Below are 17,045 nucleotides of genomic sequence, written 5' to 3' on the forward strand. Positions count from 1 at the left end.
CCAGCTTTGCCGGTGGCTTTGTGTTATAATTTAAAAATTAAAGTTTCGGATCTTCGCTTTCTATTCTTGAAAGTTCAGGATTAGTCAGCGAGTCTGGAATAGCATTGTTATCCACATCCGGATTTAACGCGGCTTCACCGTTTACAAACTTATCATAAGTTGTGCGCTCGTCAAACGGACGCTTACCCAAAATTTCTTCCAGATCACTTTGGAAAAGAACTTCTTTTTCCAATAGTTTCTGAGCTATCTTTTCAAGGCCATCACGTTTAGCATTCAGCAAGTCTTTGGTTTTTTGATAAACCACATCAACCAGCTTTCGTACTTCAGCGTCAATCATTTCGGCAGTAGTATCTGAGTATGGTTTGTTAAACTGGTACTCGCCCTGCGGATCATAGAATGATACATTACCAACACTATCGTTCATACCATAAATTTTGGTCATGGCATAAGCAAGTTTTGTGATACGCTCCAAATCGCTCAGTGCACCGGTAGAAATTTTACCGAAAACGATGTCCTCGGCAACACGACCGCCCATAGATACACTCATTTCGTCAAGCAATTGCTCGGTAGTGTACAAAAACTGCTCTTTTGGCAGATATTGGGCATAACCTAACGCAGCGACGCCACGAGGCACAATTGATACCTTAACCAAAGGATCGGCATGTTCAAGGAACCAGCCTGCAATAGCGTGACCAGCTTCGTGGTAAGCAACAATGCGTTTCTCTTCAGGAGAGATGATTTTGTTTTTCTTCTCTAAACCACCAATAACACGGTCGATAGCATCCTGGAAATCGGTCATATCAACCGCCTCTTTGTTTTTACGGGCAGCAATCAGCGCAGCTTCGTTACAAACGTTAGCAATTTCAGCGCCCGCGAAACCCGGGGTTTGTGCCGATAATTTTTTGGCATCTACACCATCAGATAGTTTGATAGGTTTCAGGTGAACTTTGAAAATTTGCTCACGACCAATCAAATCCGGTTTATCGATAGATACCTGCCTGTCGAAACGTCCCGGACGCAATAAAGCTGAATCCAGTACATCAGGGCGGTTGGTAGCAGCCAAGATGATGATACCTGAGTCGGTACCGAAACCATCCATCTCAACCAATAACTGGTTCAGGGTGTTTTCGCGCTCATCATTACCACCTACTATATTGTTTTTACCACGGGCACGGCCAATAGCGTCGATCTCATCGATAAAGATGATACACGGCGCTTTATCTTTAGCCTGGCGGAACAGATCACGTACGCGTGATGCACCCACACCTACAAACATCTCCACAAAGTCTGATCCTGAAAGGGAGAAGAAAGGCACCTGAGCTTCGCCTGCAACAGCTTTGGCCAATAAGGTTTTACCGGTACCCGGCGAGCCTACCAACAGCGCGCCTTTAGGAATTTTACCACCCAGGTTAGTATACTTCTTAGGGTTTTTAAGGAAATCGACAATTTCCATTACCTCTTGCTTGGCTTCTTCCAAACCGGCAACATCGTTAAATGTAACGGTTACCTGGGCTTCTTTATCAAACAGGGTAGCTTTTGACTTACCGATGTTAAAGATTTGGCCGCCCGGACCACCGCCCGAACCACCGCTCATGCGGCGCATGATAAAGATCCATACACCGGCAAATAATATCACCATGATAACGCCCTGTACCAGCCAGTTTGATAACAGGCTTTCATGTCCCTGTTCAAATTGTAAAGATACTTTTTGGTCATCAGGTACATCTTTTTGAGCATCGGCAATAGACTTTTTCAGGCTTTCATAAGAAGCATCTGTAAAAGTAAACTGTGGACCGCTATTGGTACTGGTATTAAAAAAGTTTTTGTCTTTAGATACGTTACTGGCAAAATATGGCTTTGACAAGCTTTGTTGTTTGATGTAAACATCTGCCATTACCAGATCGCCGCTTTTATAAGCTACAATTTTTTGAACATCATTTGTACGAAGCATGTTTGCCTCAAATTCCTGGAAAGTAACCGGTTTGCCCGATCCGCCGTTTAACAAGGCCGGAATCAGTAAAAAGGCCAAAATAACAATACCATATAGCCACATGATATTGAACTTGGGCGGTTTTGGCGAGGGCTTCTTGTTCACAATTTTACGGATAGGTCTTGGATTTTCTGATTTAGAATCTTTAATATCTTTCATTTCTTTTTACGAGCTCAAACTTACAATCTATAATTTAAATTTTACGCGGTAACAGTAAGACTATGCGTTGAGCCTTTTTGTGACGGATGTTTATGCACTTTTATAATATTTAATATCTGCATCGCCCCACAAATCTTCCACTCCATAAAACTCACGTTTATCGGTCCTGAACACATGGATCACAACATCCACATAATCAAGCAATATCCACTCGCCATGCTCAATTCCCTCTTTGCGCCAGGGCTCGGCTTGGGTGGCTTTGAAAATTTCATCCTCAATGCTATTTGCTATAGCTTTTACCTGTGTCGACGAATCAGCATGACAGATCACGAAATAATCTGATACCGAACTGAATATATTACGAAGGTCTAACCTAATAATATCATTGCCTTTTTTTTCCTGGATACCATGTATTGCCAACTCTGAAATATAGGCAGATTCACTTAACACTTTGTTTTTTACCATCAAAAAGAATTAGTTTTGAACGTTTTTGAGTATAAAATTATTACACTTTGCAAAATAACATATTTTCAGGATTATTTGTTGGTCAAAATTTAGTAACAATTAAACAAGTTGACTCAACAAATAGTTTTCTTAAAAATCTACTGTCAAATTCCAAGCCAGTACCCGAAGGTACGGTCATTATGGCAGAAGAGCAATACGCCGGCCGGGGCCAGCAACAAAATACCTGGCATAGCGAACCCGGAAAAAACCTTACGTTCAGCCTTTTATTAAAACCCCATTTTTTACCTGTTGATGCCCAGTTTGATTTGAACCGCGCGGTAAGTTTAGGGGTGTATGATGCCCTGCATCTATTATTAGGTGATGAGCTAAAAATAAAATGGCCTAATGACATTTACTATGCCGACAGGAAACTGGGTGGCATGCTCATCGAAAATACTATACAGGGCGGGCAGCTCAAAGACTCGGTTATTGGCATAGGATTGAACATAAACCAGGAAAATTTTCCGCCCGGCGCCTCAAATGCCACCTCTGTAAAACAAATCTTACAAAAGGATTATGATTTAACACTGTTATTATCGGAAATTTGCAAAAAGCTTGAAGTATACTACCTGAAACTGAAGGCCGGACAAATTGATTTTGTAAGGAATACTTACTTAAGCCGACTATACTGGTTAAACGAGGTTAAAAGTTTTGAGTCAAACAGCGAGCAGTTCAATGGCATTGTAAAAAATGTACTGCCAAATGGCTTGCTGGTTATTGAAGATACTAACGGACAGCAATTAGAGTTTAACCTTAAAGAATTGAAATTTTTAAATAAATAATAAAGTAAAGCACAAATGAAGAAACTATTGGTATTGGTAACCGCGCTTATCATCAGCGTTGGCGCTTACGCTCAGATCGAATCGCCGGTGAGGTGGTCATACGCGGCAAAAAAGATAAATGACAAAGAAGCTGTAGTATTTTTAAAAGCAACGATACAAAGCGGCTGGCACATTTACTCACAAACCGTAAAAGACGGCGGCCCAATAAAAACTTCATTTGATTTTACCCCATCAAAATTATATGCTGCCGTTGGCAAAACTACCGAGCCTACGCCGGTAACCAAATACGAAAAATCATTCAGCATGAATGTAAGCTATTTTGAAAAGGAAGTTGTTTTTAGCCAAAAAATCAGTTTAAAATCGCCCAAAGCAACAGCAGTTACTGGCAAACTAACCTACATGACCTGTAACGATATGAAATGCCTGCCACCGGAAGATGTTGATTTCACTATCCCTTTAGGTAAATAATTCAGCACACCTTAACAGTAGTCATGAAATTATTAAATAAAGGTGCTTACCTGCGCGCCGGGCTTATCACATTCGTCTCTATTATCATCTTTAACATAGCCGGAGCAAACCCGGCTTATGCTGTGCAAAAAAAAGCAGCTGACACTTCTGTGTCAGCTGCCGATGTTACATTTACGGATATTCTCACTGCTGCCGATAGCTTAGCTATCAGGAAAAAGCAAGCCGATTCGGTAAAAAAGGCAGAAGCGGCAAAGGCATCAAAAGCGCCTGCTGCTGCTTCAAAAACAGCAGAAAAGCCAAAATCACTTTGGCAAATCTTTATTGAGGGGTTACTTGGCGGTTTCACCGCGGTAATTTTGCCATGTATTTATCCTTTACTGCCCTTAACCGTAAGCTTTTTCACCAAAAAAAGCGGCAGCAAGAGCAAAGCTGTTATGCAATCGCTCATTTATGGGGTATCAATCATTGTAATTTATGTTACATTGGGCTTGCTGATCTCCATCATTTTTGGCTCGGACGCGCTTAATGAACTGGCCACGAATGGCATATTTAATATATTCTTCTTTCTGCTGCTCATTGTTTTTGGTATTTCCTTTTTGGGCGCGTTTGAAATCACATTACCAAGTTCGCTGGCCAATAAGCTGGATGCAAATTCGGATAAAGGTGGCCTTGCAGGCATCTTCTTTATGGCTTCAACATTGGTTGTTGTTTCGTTTTCCTGTACAGGCCCTATTATAGGAACATTGCTGGTTGATGCAGCCTCAAAAGGTGATCGCCTTGGCCCGGCAATGGGCATGTTCGGCTTTTCTCTGGCTTTAGCACTGCCCTTTACCATATTCGCTTTATTCCCTTCGGCACTGAAAACCCTGCCTAAATCGGGCGGATGGCTTAATAGCGTTAAAGTTGTATTGGGTTTCCTTGAACTGGCATTTGCTTTGAAGTTTTTATCAAACGTTGATTTGGCTTATCACTGGAACTGGTTTGACCGGGAAATATTTTTATCGTTGTGGATAGCCATTGGCTTACTGATCGGGCTTTACCTGATTGGCAAGATCAAGTTTTCGCATGATAGCGATGTAAAATTCCTTACTATTCCGCGCACGTTCCTGGCTATAATCGTATTTGCGTTTGTTATTTATATGATCCCGGGCTTGTGGGGTGCGCCTTTAAAATCTATTAGTGCGTTTTTACCTCCGGAGGCTACCCAGGATTTTAACCTGTCAGCTATTCCTGATGGTTCTGGTTCATCAACAGCAAGTCCATCAGCGGCCATACCCGCGAGCATTGGCGAACGCAAGTATGCCGCCAACTATACCCGCATCAAAACCAAAGGGTTGGATGCATGGTATGATTATGATCAAGCTTTACAGGTATCAAAGGCCCTGCATAAACCGATACTCATTGACTTTACTGGCTTTAACTGTGTTAACTGCCGTAAAATGGAAGCTAACGTATGGTCAGATCCGCAGGTGTTTAGCCGCTTGAAAAATGATTTTATATTGCTGCAGCTGGTTGTTGACGATAAAGCCGAATTACCTGTTGCCGAACAGTTTGTATCAGATTACAGCGGTAAAAAGATCACAACGCTTGGCGGTAAATGGAGCAACCTGGAGGCACAGCGCTTCAACTCCAATTCGCAGCCATTATATGTTATGCTTAATAGTGATGGTAACTTGCTTAAAGATGCGTCGGGTGCCGAGATCCCTACATCACCTGCAAATTATGACATAGCCAGCTATCTTAAATTTTTGGATAGTGGCATAGCTGCTTACAAAAAATAGGGATCGGGTTAAAAAAATAAGTGTAAATTCGCGCAAAATTCAAATTCCGCGTTTTATTGGTTAGGCGCAGCGTTTGAATAATGAACAATATTTACAACCCTAATTAGTTATGAATAGGTTAGCCTGTTCATAACAAAACAAAAAAATGACTCAGATCAAAAATATCGGCGTTTTTACTTCAGGTGGTGATGCCCCCGGAATGAATGCTGCCATAAGGGCGGTGGTACGTGCCGCCATGTATTACGGAATTGAAGTCACGGGGATCCGCCGTGGTTACGACGGCATGGGCAAAGGTGATTTTTTTACCATGAACCGTAAATCCGTTTCAAACATTATCCAGCGTGGTGGTACAATTCTTAAAACTGCAAGGTGTGATGAGTTCAGAACCCCCGAAGGTCGTAAGGCAGCATATGAGCACCTGGTAAAAAATAAAGTTGACGCATTGGTAGCCATTGGCGGCGATGGTACTTTTACCGGCGCTAAAGTTTTTGGCAGCGAATATGATATTCCGGTGGTTGGCCTACCAGGTACAATTGACAATGACCTTGTAGGCACCGATTTTACCATTGGTTACGATACCGCCATTAACACTGTTGTTGACGCTGTTGACAAGATCAGGGATACTGCAGAATCACACGACCGTTTATTTATTGTTGAAGTAATGGGCCGCGACTCGGGCCTTATCGCTTTACGTACCGGTATTGCTACCGGTGCCGAGGCTATCCTGATCCCCGAAAGCAAGACCGGGCTCGAAGGTTTGTTAAACCGCCTTGAATTTGGCCGTAAAGATAAAACATCGCGTATAGTAATTGTTGCCGAGGGTGAAGATGCGGGGGGCGCGTTTGAAGTGGGCAGGTTAGTGCAGGAAAAGTTCCCTAATTATGATACCCGGATCTCTATTTTAGGTCACATACAACGCGGCGGTGCGCCAAGCTGTATGGACAGGGTATTGGCAAGCCGTGTCGGCGCTGCCGCAGTTGAAGCTTTAAGAGATGGGCACCGCAACGAAATGATAGGCCTTATCAATGGTGAAATTGCTTATACCCCATTTGAGCATGCTATTAAACACCACCAGGGCATCGATCCAAACATGATTAAACTGGTTGAAATGCTTTCTATGTAATTTAAGCTAAAACGATAAATAAAAACAGCCCCGCCTTAATCAAGCCGGGGCTATTTTATTTGGCAATAGTACTGTCAACAACAAGCCTTATCGCGGTATCAATTTCAGCACTCACAGTAAACAGGTGCGCTATGATCTCCTTGTTTTCGGGGTTAAAAAAATCTTCATGGTCCATTAAGCTGATAAGCCCAAGCATACTTGCCACAGGCCGGCGCAGCTCGTGCGAGCTTAAAGAAGCAACATTTCTTAAACGATCGTTCTGGCTCACGAGTTCTTTCTGTATTTTGAGCCTTTCGGTAATATCATGACCAAAACAACCTGCACCTATTATATCGCCTGCAGCGGTGTAAATAGGATTAAAATTAACTTCATAATACAAACGCTGTCCATTTACCGGATCGATGCTTTCACTGATAATATCATACCTTTCTCCGCTTAAAGCACGGTTATAGTAAACAGTCCAATCGTCAATTAATTGCTTGCCAAAGCCCTGATGTTTATAGGAGTATTCACCTTTAAAAGGTTTTTGGCCCGTTAAATGAGTCACCTGCTCAACATAGGCTTGGTTCATGTACAAATAACGCAACTCCTTATCAACCGACCAGATATGGTCACGGGTATTATTGATCAATGCTTCAAGGCTGTCTTTCATATGCAAAGCCTCTTCCCGCATTTGCATTTGAGATGTAATGTCCCTGCCTATGCCCTGTATTTCAACTACCATTCCGTTATCGTCGGCGATGGATACAAACTCCCATTCGGTATCATGCAGGTTCCCATTTTTAGCAGGCTTTTTGTGAGCGAGCCTGACGATCTTGCCGGGATTATTAATACATTCCACAAAAGCCTCCTGGCACAGCTGCGCATCTTCCGGAATGGTTGTTTTTGAAAAGTGATGACCTACTATGTCAGCCTCATCATAACCGAAGGTTTTAAAAAACCTGCGGTTAGCAAAGCTAAATCTGCCATTAATATCTATCCGTACCAGGAAATTTGTTTGCGAATCAATAAGCGAATTGAGGAACTGCTCGCTCAGCCCGGGTTTGATAAAAGGGATCGGGGTACGCACACCTTCCAGGGCAGAGGTGATGTTACTTAATATGATTTTATGACCGGTGAGCCCATCAGTAGCAAGTGTCCGTTTTTCGGTTAGCTGCTTTTGGCTGGCCTCCAGGTGATACGTTATTTGGATTGACTCGTTCATCACAAGCCCCTCAGTAAGCTGCTTTATGCCGTCAAAAATTTGGGGCTCTACCAATTCTCTCAAAAAATCAGCATTTTGATGAAGATGAGCAGTATCAACCTCAAAAAGACTATAAAAGTTTTCGCTTACAAACAGGTATTTCTGTTCATCGATATCAAAAACAATTGTACAATTTCCGGTTGCAGCCGGGTTTGGGTTAAACATATAAACAAGCTGTGAATACTTAAAGATATGGCTATTTACATGATAAACAAACAACTACAATAATTTCGCTGCAACTTCCTTCCAGGTATTTACCCGCTCATAGTCGGTAAGCAGCATGTTATGCGGTGAGGTATACAGGATCTTCCGGCCATTAAACGTGGTGAAGTTTTTGATCCGGTCATCTATCATGATATCCACGTCCAAAATCTTGTGCCCGCAAAAAATAATGTTTGTCCACGAAATAAATGGAAAATGTTCTTCCAGCCATTCCTGCTTATCCTCCAGCGAGTACTTGAACTCCATAGCGGCCGATGCTATGTACACATCGTACTTTTCGTGCAGGGCCTTCACTACTTCCTGCGCATCCGGCATTACCGGGATATCCCTGAAAAAGCCCCGTTCATTAATATAAACCCGCAAGGTTTCGCTTAAGTGCGGTGGCAGGATTTCCCTAAACTCCTTACCTTCCATATTGCCCAGGCTTATTTCTTCGCCATGCCTTTCTTTATACATGCTGATGAATTTGCCAATGGTATCGGCAATAACTTCATCCATATCAATAGCTATCCGTATTTTTCTGTTAATGCTCATGGCGGGTAAGTTCCGATTTTTTTAAATTATTGCAATGTTAAGTTTAAAAAACAGCTAAATAAACCAAACTATGTCCTACAAAAACAACCATTCACCAGTCAACCCAATCAGCCATTCACTTCAACCATAAATAATTAATTATCAACCATTTTTAATTATGATAAAAATTAATACCTTTGCATCCCCGCAGAAAGAACTCCGGGGATAATGTTGAATACATAAAAATTTACAATGGCAACTAAGATCAGACTACAAAGACACGGTAAAAAAGGCAAACCTTTTTATTATATCGTAGTAGCAGACTCACGCGCTCCACGTGATGGACGCTTCATTGAGCGTTTAGGTTCATACAACCCAAACACCAACCCCGCAACTATTGACATCAATTTCGACAAAACTTTGGATTGGGTTAACAACGGTGCCCAGCCTACCGATACTTGTCGTGCTATCCTTTCATACAAAGGTGTGCTGTACAAAAAACACTTACAAGGCGGTGTTAAAAAAGGCGCTTTAACCGAAGAGCAACTTGAAACCAAATTTGCTGAGTGGCTTGACCAGAAAGACAGCAAAATCACCGGTAAAAAAACCAGCCTTAATGTTGCTAAAGACGAAGCCCGCAAAGCTGCTTTAGCTGCTGAAGCTAAAAAGAGCGAAGAAAAAGCTGCTGCTATTGCTGCTAAAAACGCTCCTGTTGCCGAAGAAGAAGCTCCTGCAGAAGATGCAGCAACTGAAGAAACTGAAAGCGCAGAATAATTTTGAAAAAAGCGTACAGAACGCAGGAAAAGTAATTTATCTTGAATCTATACGTTTGATTTCTTAAATCCGAATAATGGCGAGGCAAACAGCTTCGCCATTATTGTTTAATTATATTTTTAAATGAAAACCGAAGAGCATTTCAGGATAGGCAGCGTCCTAAAAACCAAAGGCTTAAAGGGCGAGCTACAGATCTACGTTGATTTTGATGGCATTGAAGCCATTAAATTTAACGCGGTGTTTATTGATATTGCAGGGAAAATGATCCCTTATTTTGTATCATCAATAAAGTACCTGCAAAAAAACAACGCCTACTTAAACCTGGAAGATGTTGATACCATTGAAAAAGCATCAACCCTGGTAAAGCGGGATATCTACCTGCCCGGTAAGCTAAAGCCAAAAAAGAAAAAGAGCGAATTTACCCTGAATGACGTGGAAGGCTTTATCGCTATAGATGAAACCCACGGTGAACTGGGCGAAATATTATCGGTGCAGGAATATCCGCAGCAATTAATAGCCACAGTTCAGTACAAAAATAAGGAAGTACTTTTCCCGCTTAACTTAGAGATCATTAAAGGTATTGATGTTGAAGGCGGTGAGATTTACATTGACTTGCCCGAAGGGTTGCTGGAGATTTACCTGGAAGGTTAAGTTTGAGAGTAAAGACTTTAGATTAAAGAAATAAGATTCCCTCATGCCCGTCTCACGGGCATTTTTATTTAACAGGATTTTAAAAAAATATTTGTCAAATATATTTGACATTTGTAAAGTTTATTTTACTTTTGGTAAGCCAAACTTTACAATTATGAAATCACGCTTTTTATTTCCGCATTATTGTCGACTAATCGGTTACTTGTGTTTTGTCATAGATATATTAAAAGCCGTTGCTTTAAAATTTATTTATCCCCAGGGCTTCGCCCAAACAGGAGATACTCCCAATATCTGGATGAATATCACAAACGACTTTAATATTATCATCGTTATCATCGGATTATTGCTTATAGCTTTCTCCAAAGAAAAAGATGAAGATGAGCATATTTCACAGCTGCGATTGGACTCATTACAATGGGCGATATATGTAAACTATTGCCTTTTTCTGATCTTAGTCGTTTTGATACATGGCTTTAAATTTCTCGAAATTGTAGCCTACAATGTCATTACTCCTTTGATATTCTTTATCATCCGGTTTAGATGGAAGGTTTTTTTATTAAATAGAAGCCTCGCAAAAGAATCAAATTAAACTATACTTGATCCAATAAGAAAAATTCAGAATACAGCCATCCTGTGTTTCGAGCAAACTTTACAATCATGAAATCACACTTCTTATTTCCGCACTGGTTTAGATATTTGGGACTTGCACTTTTCCTGATCCATATCCCCATCGTAATGTTTAAAAAAGAGATGGGCTTTAGCATGCATGAAGAACCTGTAAGCGACGACCTGTTTAACAGCCATCATATCTTTTTTATGACTACCACACTGCTCATGGCCATAGGATTATTCTTTATCGCTTTCGCAAAAGAACGCATTGAAGACGAACAGATCTTTAAACTCAGGCTCGACTCATTGCAATGGGCCATTTACGTAAATTATATACTTTTGGTAGTGAGTTTAATATTAAGTAAAGATACCGAACATATTTTGTTTTTAAATTTATTGGTACCCCTTGTGTTTTTTATTGTACGTTTCAGGTGGAAAATTTTTCAGAACAACCGTCTCATCAATAAGGAAGAGGGGCAGGTATGAAAAACAACATCAGGGTTGAGCGCGCCATCAAAAACATAACCCAGGCCGAGCTTGCAGAGCTTATCGGGGTATCGCGGCAAACTATTAATACCATCGAAAGCAACAGGTACGTACCGTCAACCGTGCTGGCCCTTAAAATAGCCCGTGTATTTGGCAAACCTGTAGAAGATGTTTTTTCCTTAGATGAAGAGGATTAATTAAACCAATATAACCATGGCAACAAAACCAAGCTTCGCACCACAGTTAGCCATTCCGCATGGTGTAACCGATATCAGCTTTTACATTAAAGCTTTGGGCGCGGTAGAACTCAGGCGTTTTAGTAATGATGATGGCAGCATCCATGTAGCGGAGCTTTCGATAGACGGAACCATCTTTCACCTGCACGAAGAAACCGAGCGAACGGCTGTGCTTTGCCCCGATACTACAAAGGCTACCAGCGTTACCATCGGTCTTTTTGTTGATGATGTGCATGCGGTGATGGAAGCTGCAAAACAAGCCGGTGCAAAGATAGCTTCTGAAGTAACGGACTGGGACTATGGTTACCGCCAGGGTGACTTTATTGACCCTTTCGGGCATCGATGGATGATTGAGAAGGCGATATAGTTGATATAGAAGCAGGTAACAAGAATCAAGAGACAAGATAAAAAGCACCATTATGGCAAAGCAACCCACCTACGGCAACGGCAAAATATGCTATATCGAGATTCCAGCTACTGATATCAGCATATCCTCAAAGTTTTTTGAAACTGTTTTCGGCTGGCACATCCGTACGGATAATCACGGCTCCGCCTCGTTTGATGACGGCGTAGGTGAAGTAAGCGGCATGTGGATAACCGGTCGCGAACCAATGGGCAAAGCAGGGTTACTGATCTCCATTATGGTTGATGATGCAGAAGCAACACTTAAGCTGATAGAGGCTAACGGAGGTATCATTGTTCAACCCATTGGTAAAGACTTTCCTGAGATTACCGCACATTTTACTGATCCGGCGGGTAATTTATGGGGAATTTATCAGCATAGAGGATAGTCATAGAAGCAAGATTGCAAGACTCAGGAATCAAGACAATTTCGGAGAGAGGACATTTTTCAGTAATCTTGCATCCTGATTCTTTTATCCTGAATCTGAAGAAAATATGCGTTTCGATATCATCTCTGTATTGCCCGGTTTGCTTGAAAGCCCTTTTGCACATTCTATTTTGCAGCGTGCGCAGAAAAAAGGGATTTCCGAAATTGTTGTTCATAACCTAAGGGATTATGCCACCAATAAGCAAAAAAGCGTGGATGATTATCCTTACGGTGGCGGCAGCGGTATGGTGATGACCATTCCACCTTTTGCGGCATGTATTGAAAAACTAAAATCAGAGCGTGATTATGACGAGATCATCTTCATGTCGCCCGATGGCGAAACACTCAATCAGGCTATCGCTAACCAGCTTTCCATCAAAAAAAACATCATTATCCTTTGCGGTCATTACAAAGGTATCGATCAACGCATCCGCGACATTTATGTAACCCGCGAGATCTCTATAGGCGATTACGTACTTTCGGGCGGGGAACTGCCTGCCGCCGTATTGGTTGATGCCGTGGTAAGACTTATCCCCGGCGTATTGAGCGATGAAACATCGGCACTGTCTGATTCGTTCCAGGACGACCTGCTGGATGCCCCTGTTTATACCCGTCCGGCCGACTGGAACGGGCACAAGGTCCCCGAAATACTTTTAGGAGGCAACACACCCGAAATAGAAAAATGGCGCCACGAGCAAGCGTTGGAGCGTACAAAAGCACGACGGCCGGATCTTTTGGACAAAGATTAAACAGCCGTTTCTTTAAACTTAAGGCTCATTTTTGGAAGTTTATCAATAGTACAGGCTATCCAAAAAAGCAGTATCGGCACCACAACATCCAATTGCCGCACGTAAGCACTTGCAAAGCCGCTAAGCAAAAAGTAAACCGTAAAAAGCAGCATTGTTAGTTTAACCGGATAGATGATCTGCTTTCGGTTAACTACACTTATGACCAAACAAATAACGGAAGCCCACAAAAGCAAGGATCCTGTAATAATGTTGCTTATTGTTTGAGTAACCTGATAGGTATATGAATAAGGAAAATCAAAAAGCATTCGCGAGATGTTGTAGAAGTAATTTTTTACAAATTTTTTAGGGGCGGATTTAATATTCCTGATTGCCGCTTTTTTAAAAAGTTCATCCTGCTCAACACCTTGATGCGCCATGATAAAAGATATCTCTTTGGCATGATTTGCTTGCAGCAGCGAATCGCCTTCGGTTGATTTAAATGGCATCGGGAGTATTGAGTTAGACAGATAGGGAGCCTTCCAGTCGCCATATTCCAAATCATAAGGCGAACTCATCCAGTACAAACTCATCCCTCCGGAATTTCCCCAGTAAAAAATTTTTCCGGTAAGGTGTTGGGTATAGGAAAGATAGGGCACCGTGGTAAGCAAGGCTATAGCGAAGATATATACCGCATTAATACAAGATGTTCTTATCGCTTTTATGGTACTTAACAGCAAACAGATAATCAAACAAAGCAATATTACATAACCAAAAATGATTTTGGTTAAGGCCAGGAAACCAATCAGAAAACCTGAAAGTACAAGGTATATTATTTTATGCTTCAAATAATACAAGGTGACGCTGTATACAATACTTACTATTAAAAATGAAGTAAAAACTTCAGTATAAATAGCGGGCAAAAACTGGTAAAGATTAATATAAAATGCCCATATAATGGCAAATAACATGGCAAGCTTTTCCTTAACCAGATAGCGCAGGGCTTGATACAAAAACACGACCGACAGGTAAAAGAAAAGCGCGTTTAATAAGGGATACCAAATAACCGGTAAATGCAAAGCGGCACAAGGCATAAGTACAATAGGATAACCCGGACCGCTCCACAAATTAATATCAGGCGCGGGGGGCGAGTAAAAACCATGAATTAAGTTGGATGCAAAACCAACGTACCTGGGCTCATCGCCATATAACACAGGATATTTAAATTTCAATACACGATAAACGTAATAAACAAGGAACGGTAAAAATAAGAAATAGGGGCTTTGCTTTACATTAAAACGCATATGATATGGCATATATCAATGATACCAATTTATGGCCTATCTCCGGATATAATTATTCAAAATTCAACGCTTTGTTAAAAGGCAACCATAAACACTCGCACTCTGCAGCGATACGCTCATCAATTTTGCATTTAACCTGCTTTTAATTGGACTGATCTACACACTTATAGCTTACTTCACCGAGAAGAGACCCGTGCTGGGAATTATTGAAAAATAAAAAGCCGATTTATGGCATTACGAAATATACGATGATTCGAAATGCCTTATCAATCTTAACCCTTTTACGCTGCAAACAAGAAAAGCAGCAGGATAAACGATCATCAATGCGCCGAAGGACGGCGCGCTGAAAAACCTAACCAGATAGCTAACAATAAAAATTGCATTGACAATTATTGAGAAAACCCACCCAACCGGGTTGAGGACATTGTCTGTGTTAGTCGTCTGTCGACAGTAAATATATTGCAATGCTATACCAGATAACATTAAGCTTAGGACTATCCAATCGTAAGTATTTCTAAAAGAGTTTTGTTCCAACTTATTAAAGGTGATAAAAATAACGCCTCCCGCAATAACTGTTGGTATAAGGTTGATAAAGAATAACCACCTGGCAATATTGGAGGCTCTTGCAATAGTTGAATCAATTGAGTTGCGCATGTCAGGCTTGGTTAGCATTGGCAATTTAAGCAAAAACATGAGTTTAATAACATCGCCAAAGCGGCAATAGGTTTAACATTGCTGTCCAATTTTAAAAAGAGGTAGTTAACCCACGCAAACATCCCCTTATCTTTGCTAAAACCACAACCTACTGTTAATAAAAAAACTAAATGTGGAAATTTTTAAATTTGGCTTTCTTTTATTGAAAATAATCCCTATACTTGCAATCCGATTTTTACGGGCTAAAAATCGCATTAAGAGCTTAAAATCATGGATTTAGTAAAATTTGTTGAAGAGCAATCAGTAGAAAAAAAGCAGCTTCCATCCTTCAAAGCTGGTGATACTGTAAGTGTTCACTATAAAATCAGAGAAGGAAATAAAGAACGCGTTCAGGTTTACCAAGGTGTTGTTATTCAGCGTAACAGCGTTGGTGTAAGCGAAACTTTTACTGTGCGTAAAGTATCAAATGGCATTGGCGTTGAGCGTATCTTCCCTGTTAACTCTCCAAACATCGACAAGATCGAAGTTAACAGCGTTGGTAAAGTTCGTCGTTCTAAACTATACTACCTGCGTGCCCTTACTGGTAAAGCAGCTCGTATCAAATCAAAACGCGTTTAATTTACCCAGCCGCTTAGCGGTTTATAGAATATAAAAGGCCTTTCTGAAGTAATTTCGGTAAGGCCTTTTGCTATGTGATGGTTTTTGAAAAACGGTCCTCTTAATCTGTTGATTTTCAAATACGAAGGCAAAGGCAAGCTATCAAAGTAAACTACCGCGGGTTTGTAACCCGTGGTGAACCATAGCTTAAGCTTTCAGTTTCAACGATATCGAATCACAGATTACGCTGCCACTAAACCTGCGACAGTGCAACACCCATAAAAACCACGTCAATTGCGAGGTACGAAGCAATCCCCAACTTTACAGAGCGAATTTGCATAGCCGCTATACTAATAGAGGATTGCTTCTTACCTCGCAATGACGCATTTAAATAGCTTTTCGAAAAAGCACAAAAAAAGCAGATGAGTTCCCCATCTGCCTTTCTTTATATAAAACGTACGCTAATTATTCGCTATCCGCTTCCTTTGCCGCATCACCACTATCAACTTTTTTAGCTTTTGATGCTGTTTTTTTCTTAACAGGTTTCTCTGCGGCGCTTTCTTCCACTGCCGGATTTTCAGCTGTCTCAGGATGATCAACTACCAGTGACGGAGCAGGAGTAATACTGTTCATAGTAGGTGTTTCCTCTACCAAAACGGCTGGCTCAACTGGAGCAGCAGGCGGCTCAGGAACAACAATTGCATCAGGCTTTGCAGCTTCTTTTACAGGCTCCGGATCAACCAGCTCAGCCAAAACCGTACGACCGCCTTTTACTACATCGCCAATATTTACCAGGATCTTAGTACCCAGCGGCAGGAAAACATCCACTCTCGAGCCAAACTTAATAAAACCGAACTGTTGGCCCTGCTCAACAATATCCCCTTGTTTAACATACCAAACTATGCGGCGGGCCAGTGCACCGGCTATCTGTCTGAACAATACAGTTACACCTTTGCTGTTTTCAATAGCTATAGTTGTACGTTCGTTCTCGGTTGATGATTTAGGATGCCAGGCCACCAGGTATTTACCTTTATGGTATTTAAAATAACTTACCACACCTGCAATAGGGTTACGGTTCACGTGCACATTAACCGGCGACATGAAAACCGATAATTGAATACGTTTATCTTTTAAAAATTCGGTTTCTTCAGTTTCTTCAATTACTACAACCTTACCATCGGCAGGGCAAAGGATAGTATTTTCGGCGGTTTCAATATCAAAGAATGGACTGCGGAAAAACTGCAGGATGATCAAAAATAAAGCACCCGAAAAAATATAAACTATCCATTTCAGCGTATGCGCAGTTGGCATGTAAAACTGGATGAGCGCATTTAAAACAAAAATGAACAGGATAGTAATAGCGAGTGAGGTATAGCCTTCTTTATGTATGGTCAT

Annotated in this window: 18 protein-coding genes and 1 pseudogene; 13 read left to right on the forward strand and 6 right to left on the reverse strand. The window is 41.3% G+C overall.

Going from position 1 to position 17,045, the window contains the following annotated elements; genetic code table 11:
- Window positions 1-37: 37 nt before the first annotated feature.
- Together ftsH and rsfS are read right to left on the reverse strand one after the other, a co-directional pair.
- Window positions 38-2,149, reverse strand: coding sequence for an ATP-dependent zinc metalloprotease FtsH (gene ftsH / locus FHW88_RS12790; RefSeq protein ID WP_176625846.1), 2,112 nt, complete (start codon window positions 2,147-2,149; stop codon window positions 38-40).
- 90 nt (window positions 2,150-2,239) lie between these two features.
- Window positions 2,240-2,614 carry a ribosome silencing factor gene (gene rsfS / locus FHW88_RS12795; protein WP_176625848.1) on the reverse strand — a complete coding sequence of 125 codons (375 nt, stop codon included), beginning with the start codon at window positions 2,612-2,614 and terminating at the stop codon, window positions 2,240-2,242.
- A 47-nt stretch (window positions 2,615-2,661) separates the two neighbouring features.
- Here rsfS and FHW88_RS12800 point away from each other — a divergent pair, with 47 nt between their 5' ends.
- The 4 genes from FHW88_RS12800 (at window position 2,662) to pfkA (ending at window position 6,807) form a co-directional block, all read left to right on the forward strand.
- Window positions 2,662-3,435 carry a biotin--[acetyl-CoA-carboxylase] ligase gene (locus FHW88_RS12800; RefSeq protein ID WP_176625850.1) on the forward strand — a complete coding sequence of 258 codons (774 nt, stop codon included), beginning with the start codon at window positions 2,662-2,664 and terminating at the stop codon, window positions 3,433-3,435.
- A gap of 15 nt (window positions 3,436-3,450) precedes the next feature.
- Complete coding sequence (locus FHW88_RS12805; protein ID WP_176625852.1) at window positions 3,451-3,903, forward strand: protein-disulfide reductase DsbD domain-containing protein; 453 nt, start codon at window positions 3,451-3,453, stop codon at window positions 3,901-3,903.
- Between the two features lie 23 nt (window positions 3,904-3,926).
- Window positions 3,927-5,684: a protein-disulfide reductase DsbD family protein gene (locus tag FHW88_RS12810; RefSeq protein ID WP_176625853.1), complete on the forward strand. Its 1,758-nt coding sequence runs from the start codon at window positions 3,927-3,929 to the stop codon at window positions 5,682-5,684.
- Between the two features lie 145 nt (window positions 5,685-5,829).
- Window positions 5,830-6,807, forward strand: coding sequence for a 6-phosphofructokinase (gene pfkA, locus FHW88_RS12815; protein WP_090532241.1), 978 nt, complete (start codon window positions 5,830-5,832; stop codon window positions 6,805-6,807).
- A gap of 55 nt (window positions 6,808-6,862) precedes the next feature.
- Here pfkA and FHW88_RS12820 read toward each other — a convergent pair whose 3' ends face one another.
- Window positions 6,863-8,215, reverse strand: coding sequence for a PAS domain S-box protein (locus FHW88_RS12820; RefSeq protein WP_176625855.1), 1,353 nt, complete (start codon window positions 8,213-8,215; stop codon window positions 6,863-6,865).
- 54 nt (window positions 8,216-8,269) lie between these two features.
- The gene (locus tag FHW88_RS12825; protein WP_129568986.1) at window positions 8,270-8,806 is read right to left on the reverse strand and encodes a 5' nucleotidase, NT5C type; all 537 of its coding nucleotides are present in this window, start codon (window positions 8,804-8,806) and stop codon (window positions 8,270-8,272) included.
- A 231-nt stretch (window positions 8,807-9,037) separates the two neighbouring features.
- On the opposite strand from FHW88_RS12825, the gene FHW88_RS12830 reads away from it, so the two are divergent.
- The 8 genes from FHW88_RS12830 to trmD all read left to right on the forward strand — a co-directional run bounded on the left by FHW88_RS12830 (window position 9,038) and on the right by trmD (window position 13,119).
- Window positions 9,038-9,559, forward strand: coding sequence for a 30S ribosomal protein S16 (locus tag FHW88_RS12830; protein ID WP_090532249.1), 522 nt, complete (start codon window positions 9,038-9,040; stop codon window positions 9,557-9,559).
- A gap of 123 nt (window positions 9,560-9,682) precedes the next feature.
- The gene (gene rimM / locus FHW88_RS12835; RefSeq protein WP_176625857.1) at window positions 9,683-10,210 is read left to right on the forward strand and encodes a ribosome maturation factor RimM; all 528 of its coding nucleotides are present in this window, start codon (window positions 9,683-9,685) and stop codon (window positions 10,208-10,210) included.
- A gap of 154 nt (window positions 10,211-10,364) precedes the next feature.
- A complete protein-coding gene (locus tag FHW88_RS12840) occupies window positions 10,365-10,799 on the forward strand; it encodes a hypothetical protein (protein ID WP_090532254.1) in 435 nt (144 codons plus the stop codon).
- Between the two features lie 68 nt (window positions 10,800-10,867).
- Entirely contained in the window at window positions 10,868-11,305 is a 438-nt protein-coding gene (locus FHW88_RS12845) for a hypothetical protein (RefSeq protein WP_176625859.1), read from the forward strand.
- The gene (locus FHW88_RS12850) at window positions 11,302-11,502 is read left to right on the forward strand and encodes a helix-turn-helix transcriptional regulator (protein WP_176625861.1); all 201 of its coding nucleotides are present in this window, start codon (window positions 11,302-11,304) and stop codon (window positions 11,500-11,502) included. The genes FHW88_RS12845 and FHW88_RS12850 overlap by 4 nt, the downstream gene beginning before the upstream one ends.
- A gap of 16 nt (window positions 11,503-11,518) precedes the next feature.
- On the forward strand, window positions 11,519-11,908 hold the full coding sequence (locus FHW88_RS12855; RefSeq protein ID WP_176625863.1) for a VOC family protein: 390 nt from the start codon (window positions 11,519-11,521) through the stop codon (window positions 11,906-11,908).
- 52 nt (window positions 11,909-11,960) lie between these two features.
- Window positions 11,961-12,332 (forward strand): VOC family protein, encoded by a 372-nt coding sequence (locus FHW88_RS12860; protein WP_176625865.1) that lies wholly within the window; start codon window positions 11,961-11,963, stop codon window positions 12,330-12,332.
- Window positions 12,333-12,438: 106 nt separating this feature from the next.
- Window positions 12,439-13,119 carry a tRNA (guanosine(37)-N1)-methyltransferase TrmD gene (gene trmD / locus FHW88_RS12865; RefSeq protein WP_091167128.1) on the forward strand — a complete coding sequence of 227 codons (681 nt, stop codon included), beginning with the start codon at window positions 12,439-12,441 and terminating at the stop codon, window positions 13,117-13,119.
- On the opposite strand, the gene FHW88_RS12870 is transcribed toward trmD, so the two are convergent.
- On the reverse strand, window positions 13,116-14,411 hold the full coding sequence (locus FHW88_RS12870; RefSeq protein WP_176625867.1) for an ArnT family glycosyltransferase: 1,296 nt from the start codon (window positions 14,409-14,411) through the stop codon (window positions 13,116-13,118). The two genes, trmD and FHW88_RS12870, sit on opposite strands and share 4 nt — an antisense overlap.
- A gap of 912 nt (window positions 14,412-15,323) precedes the next feature.
- On the opposite strand from FHW88_RS12870, the gene rplS reads away from it, so the two are divergent.
- Window positions 15,324-15,671 carry a 50S ribosomal protein L19 gene (rplS, locus tag FHW88_RS12875; protein WP_090532282.1) on the forward strand — a complete coding sequence of 116 codons (348 nt, stop codon included), beginning with the start codon at window positions 15,324-15,326 and terminating at the stop codon, window positions 15,669-15,671.
- A gap of 720 nt (window positions 15,672-16,391) precedes the next feature.
- Here rplS and FHW88_RS12880 read toward each other — a convergent pair.
- A pseudogene (locus tag FHW88_RS12880) lies at window positions 16,392-17,045 on the reverse strand (phosphatidylserine decarboxylase family protein); the annotation flags it as partial.

Source organism: Mucilaginibacter sp. SG538B, from assembly GCF_013376065.1.
Taxonomy (GTDB): Bacteria; Bacteroidota; Bacteroidia; order Sphingobacteriales; family Sphingobacteriaceae; genus Mucilaginibacter; species Mucilaginibacter rubeus.

Coding starts and splice junctions, on each gene's coding strand:
- FHW88_RS12820 (WP_176625855.1), bottom strand. CDS start 8,215: ATGTTTAACCCAAACCCGGCTGCAACCGGAAATTGTACAATTGTTTTT.
- ftsH (WP_176625846.1), bottom strand. CDS start 2,149: ATGAAAGATATTAAAGATTCTAAATCAGAAAATCCAAGACCTATCCGT.
- FHW88_RS12830 (WP_090532249.1), top strand. CDS start 9,038: ATGGCAACTAAGATCAGACTACAAAGACACGGTAAAAAAGGCAAACCT.
- trmD (WP_091167128.1), top strand. CDS start 12,439: ATGCGTTTCGATATCATCTCTGTATTGCCCGGTTTGCTTGAAAGCCCT.
- FHW88_RS12840 (WP_090532254.1), top strand. CDS start 10,365: ATGAAATCACGCTTTTTATTTCCGCATTATTGTCGACTAATCGGTTAC.
- FHW88_RS12850 (WP_176625861.1), top strand. CDS start 11,302: ATGAAAAACAACATCAGGGTTGAGCGCGCCATCAAAAACATAACCCAG.
- pfkA (WP_090532241.1), top strand. CDS start 5,830: ATGACTCAGATCAAAAATATCGGCGTTTTTACTTCAGGTGGTGATGCC.
- FHW88_RS12855 (WP_176625863.1), top strand. CDS start 11,519: ATGGCAACAAAACCAAGCTTCGCACCACAGTTAGCCATTCCGCATGGT.
- FHW88_RS12845 (WP_176625859.1), top strand. CDS start 10,868: ATGAAATCACACTTCTTATTTCCGCACTGGTTTAGATATTTGGGACTT.
- FHW88_RS12860 (WP_176625865.1), top strand. CDS start 11,961: ATGGCAAAGCAACCCACCTACGGCAACGGCAAAATATGCTATATCGAG.
- FHW88_RS12825 (WP_129568986.1), bottom strand. CDS start 8,806: ATGAGCATTAACAGAAAAATACGGATAGCTATTGATATGGATGAAGTT.
- rimM (WP_176625857.1), top strand. CDS start 9,683: ATGAAAACCGAAGAGCATTTCAGGATAGGCAGCGTCCTAAAAACCAAA.
- FHW88_RS12870 (WP_176625867.1), bottom strand. CDS start 14,411: ATGCCATATCATATGCGTTTTAATGTAAAGCAAAGCCCCTATTTCTTA.
- FHW88_RS12805 (WP_176625852.1), top strand. CDS start 3,451: ATGAAGAAACTATTGGTATTGGTAACCGCGCTTATCATCAGCGTTGGC.
- FHW88_RS12810 (WP_176625853.1), top strand. CDS start 3,927: ATGAAATTATTAAATAAAGGTGCTTACCTGCGCGCCGGGCTTATCACA.
- rsfS (WP_176625848.1), bottom strand. CDS start 2,614: ATGGTAAAAAACAAAGTGTTAAGTGAATCTGCCTATATTTCAGAGTTG.
- rplS (WP_090532282.1), top strand. CDS start 15,324: ATGGATTTAGTAAAATTTGTTGAAGAGCAATCAGTAGAAAAAAAGCAG.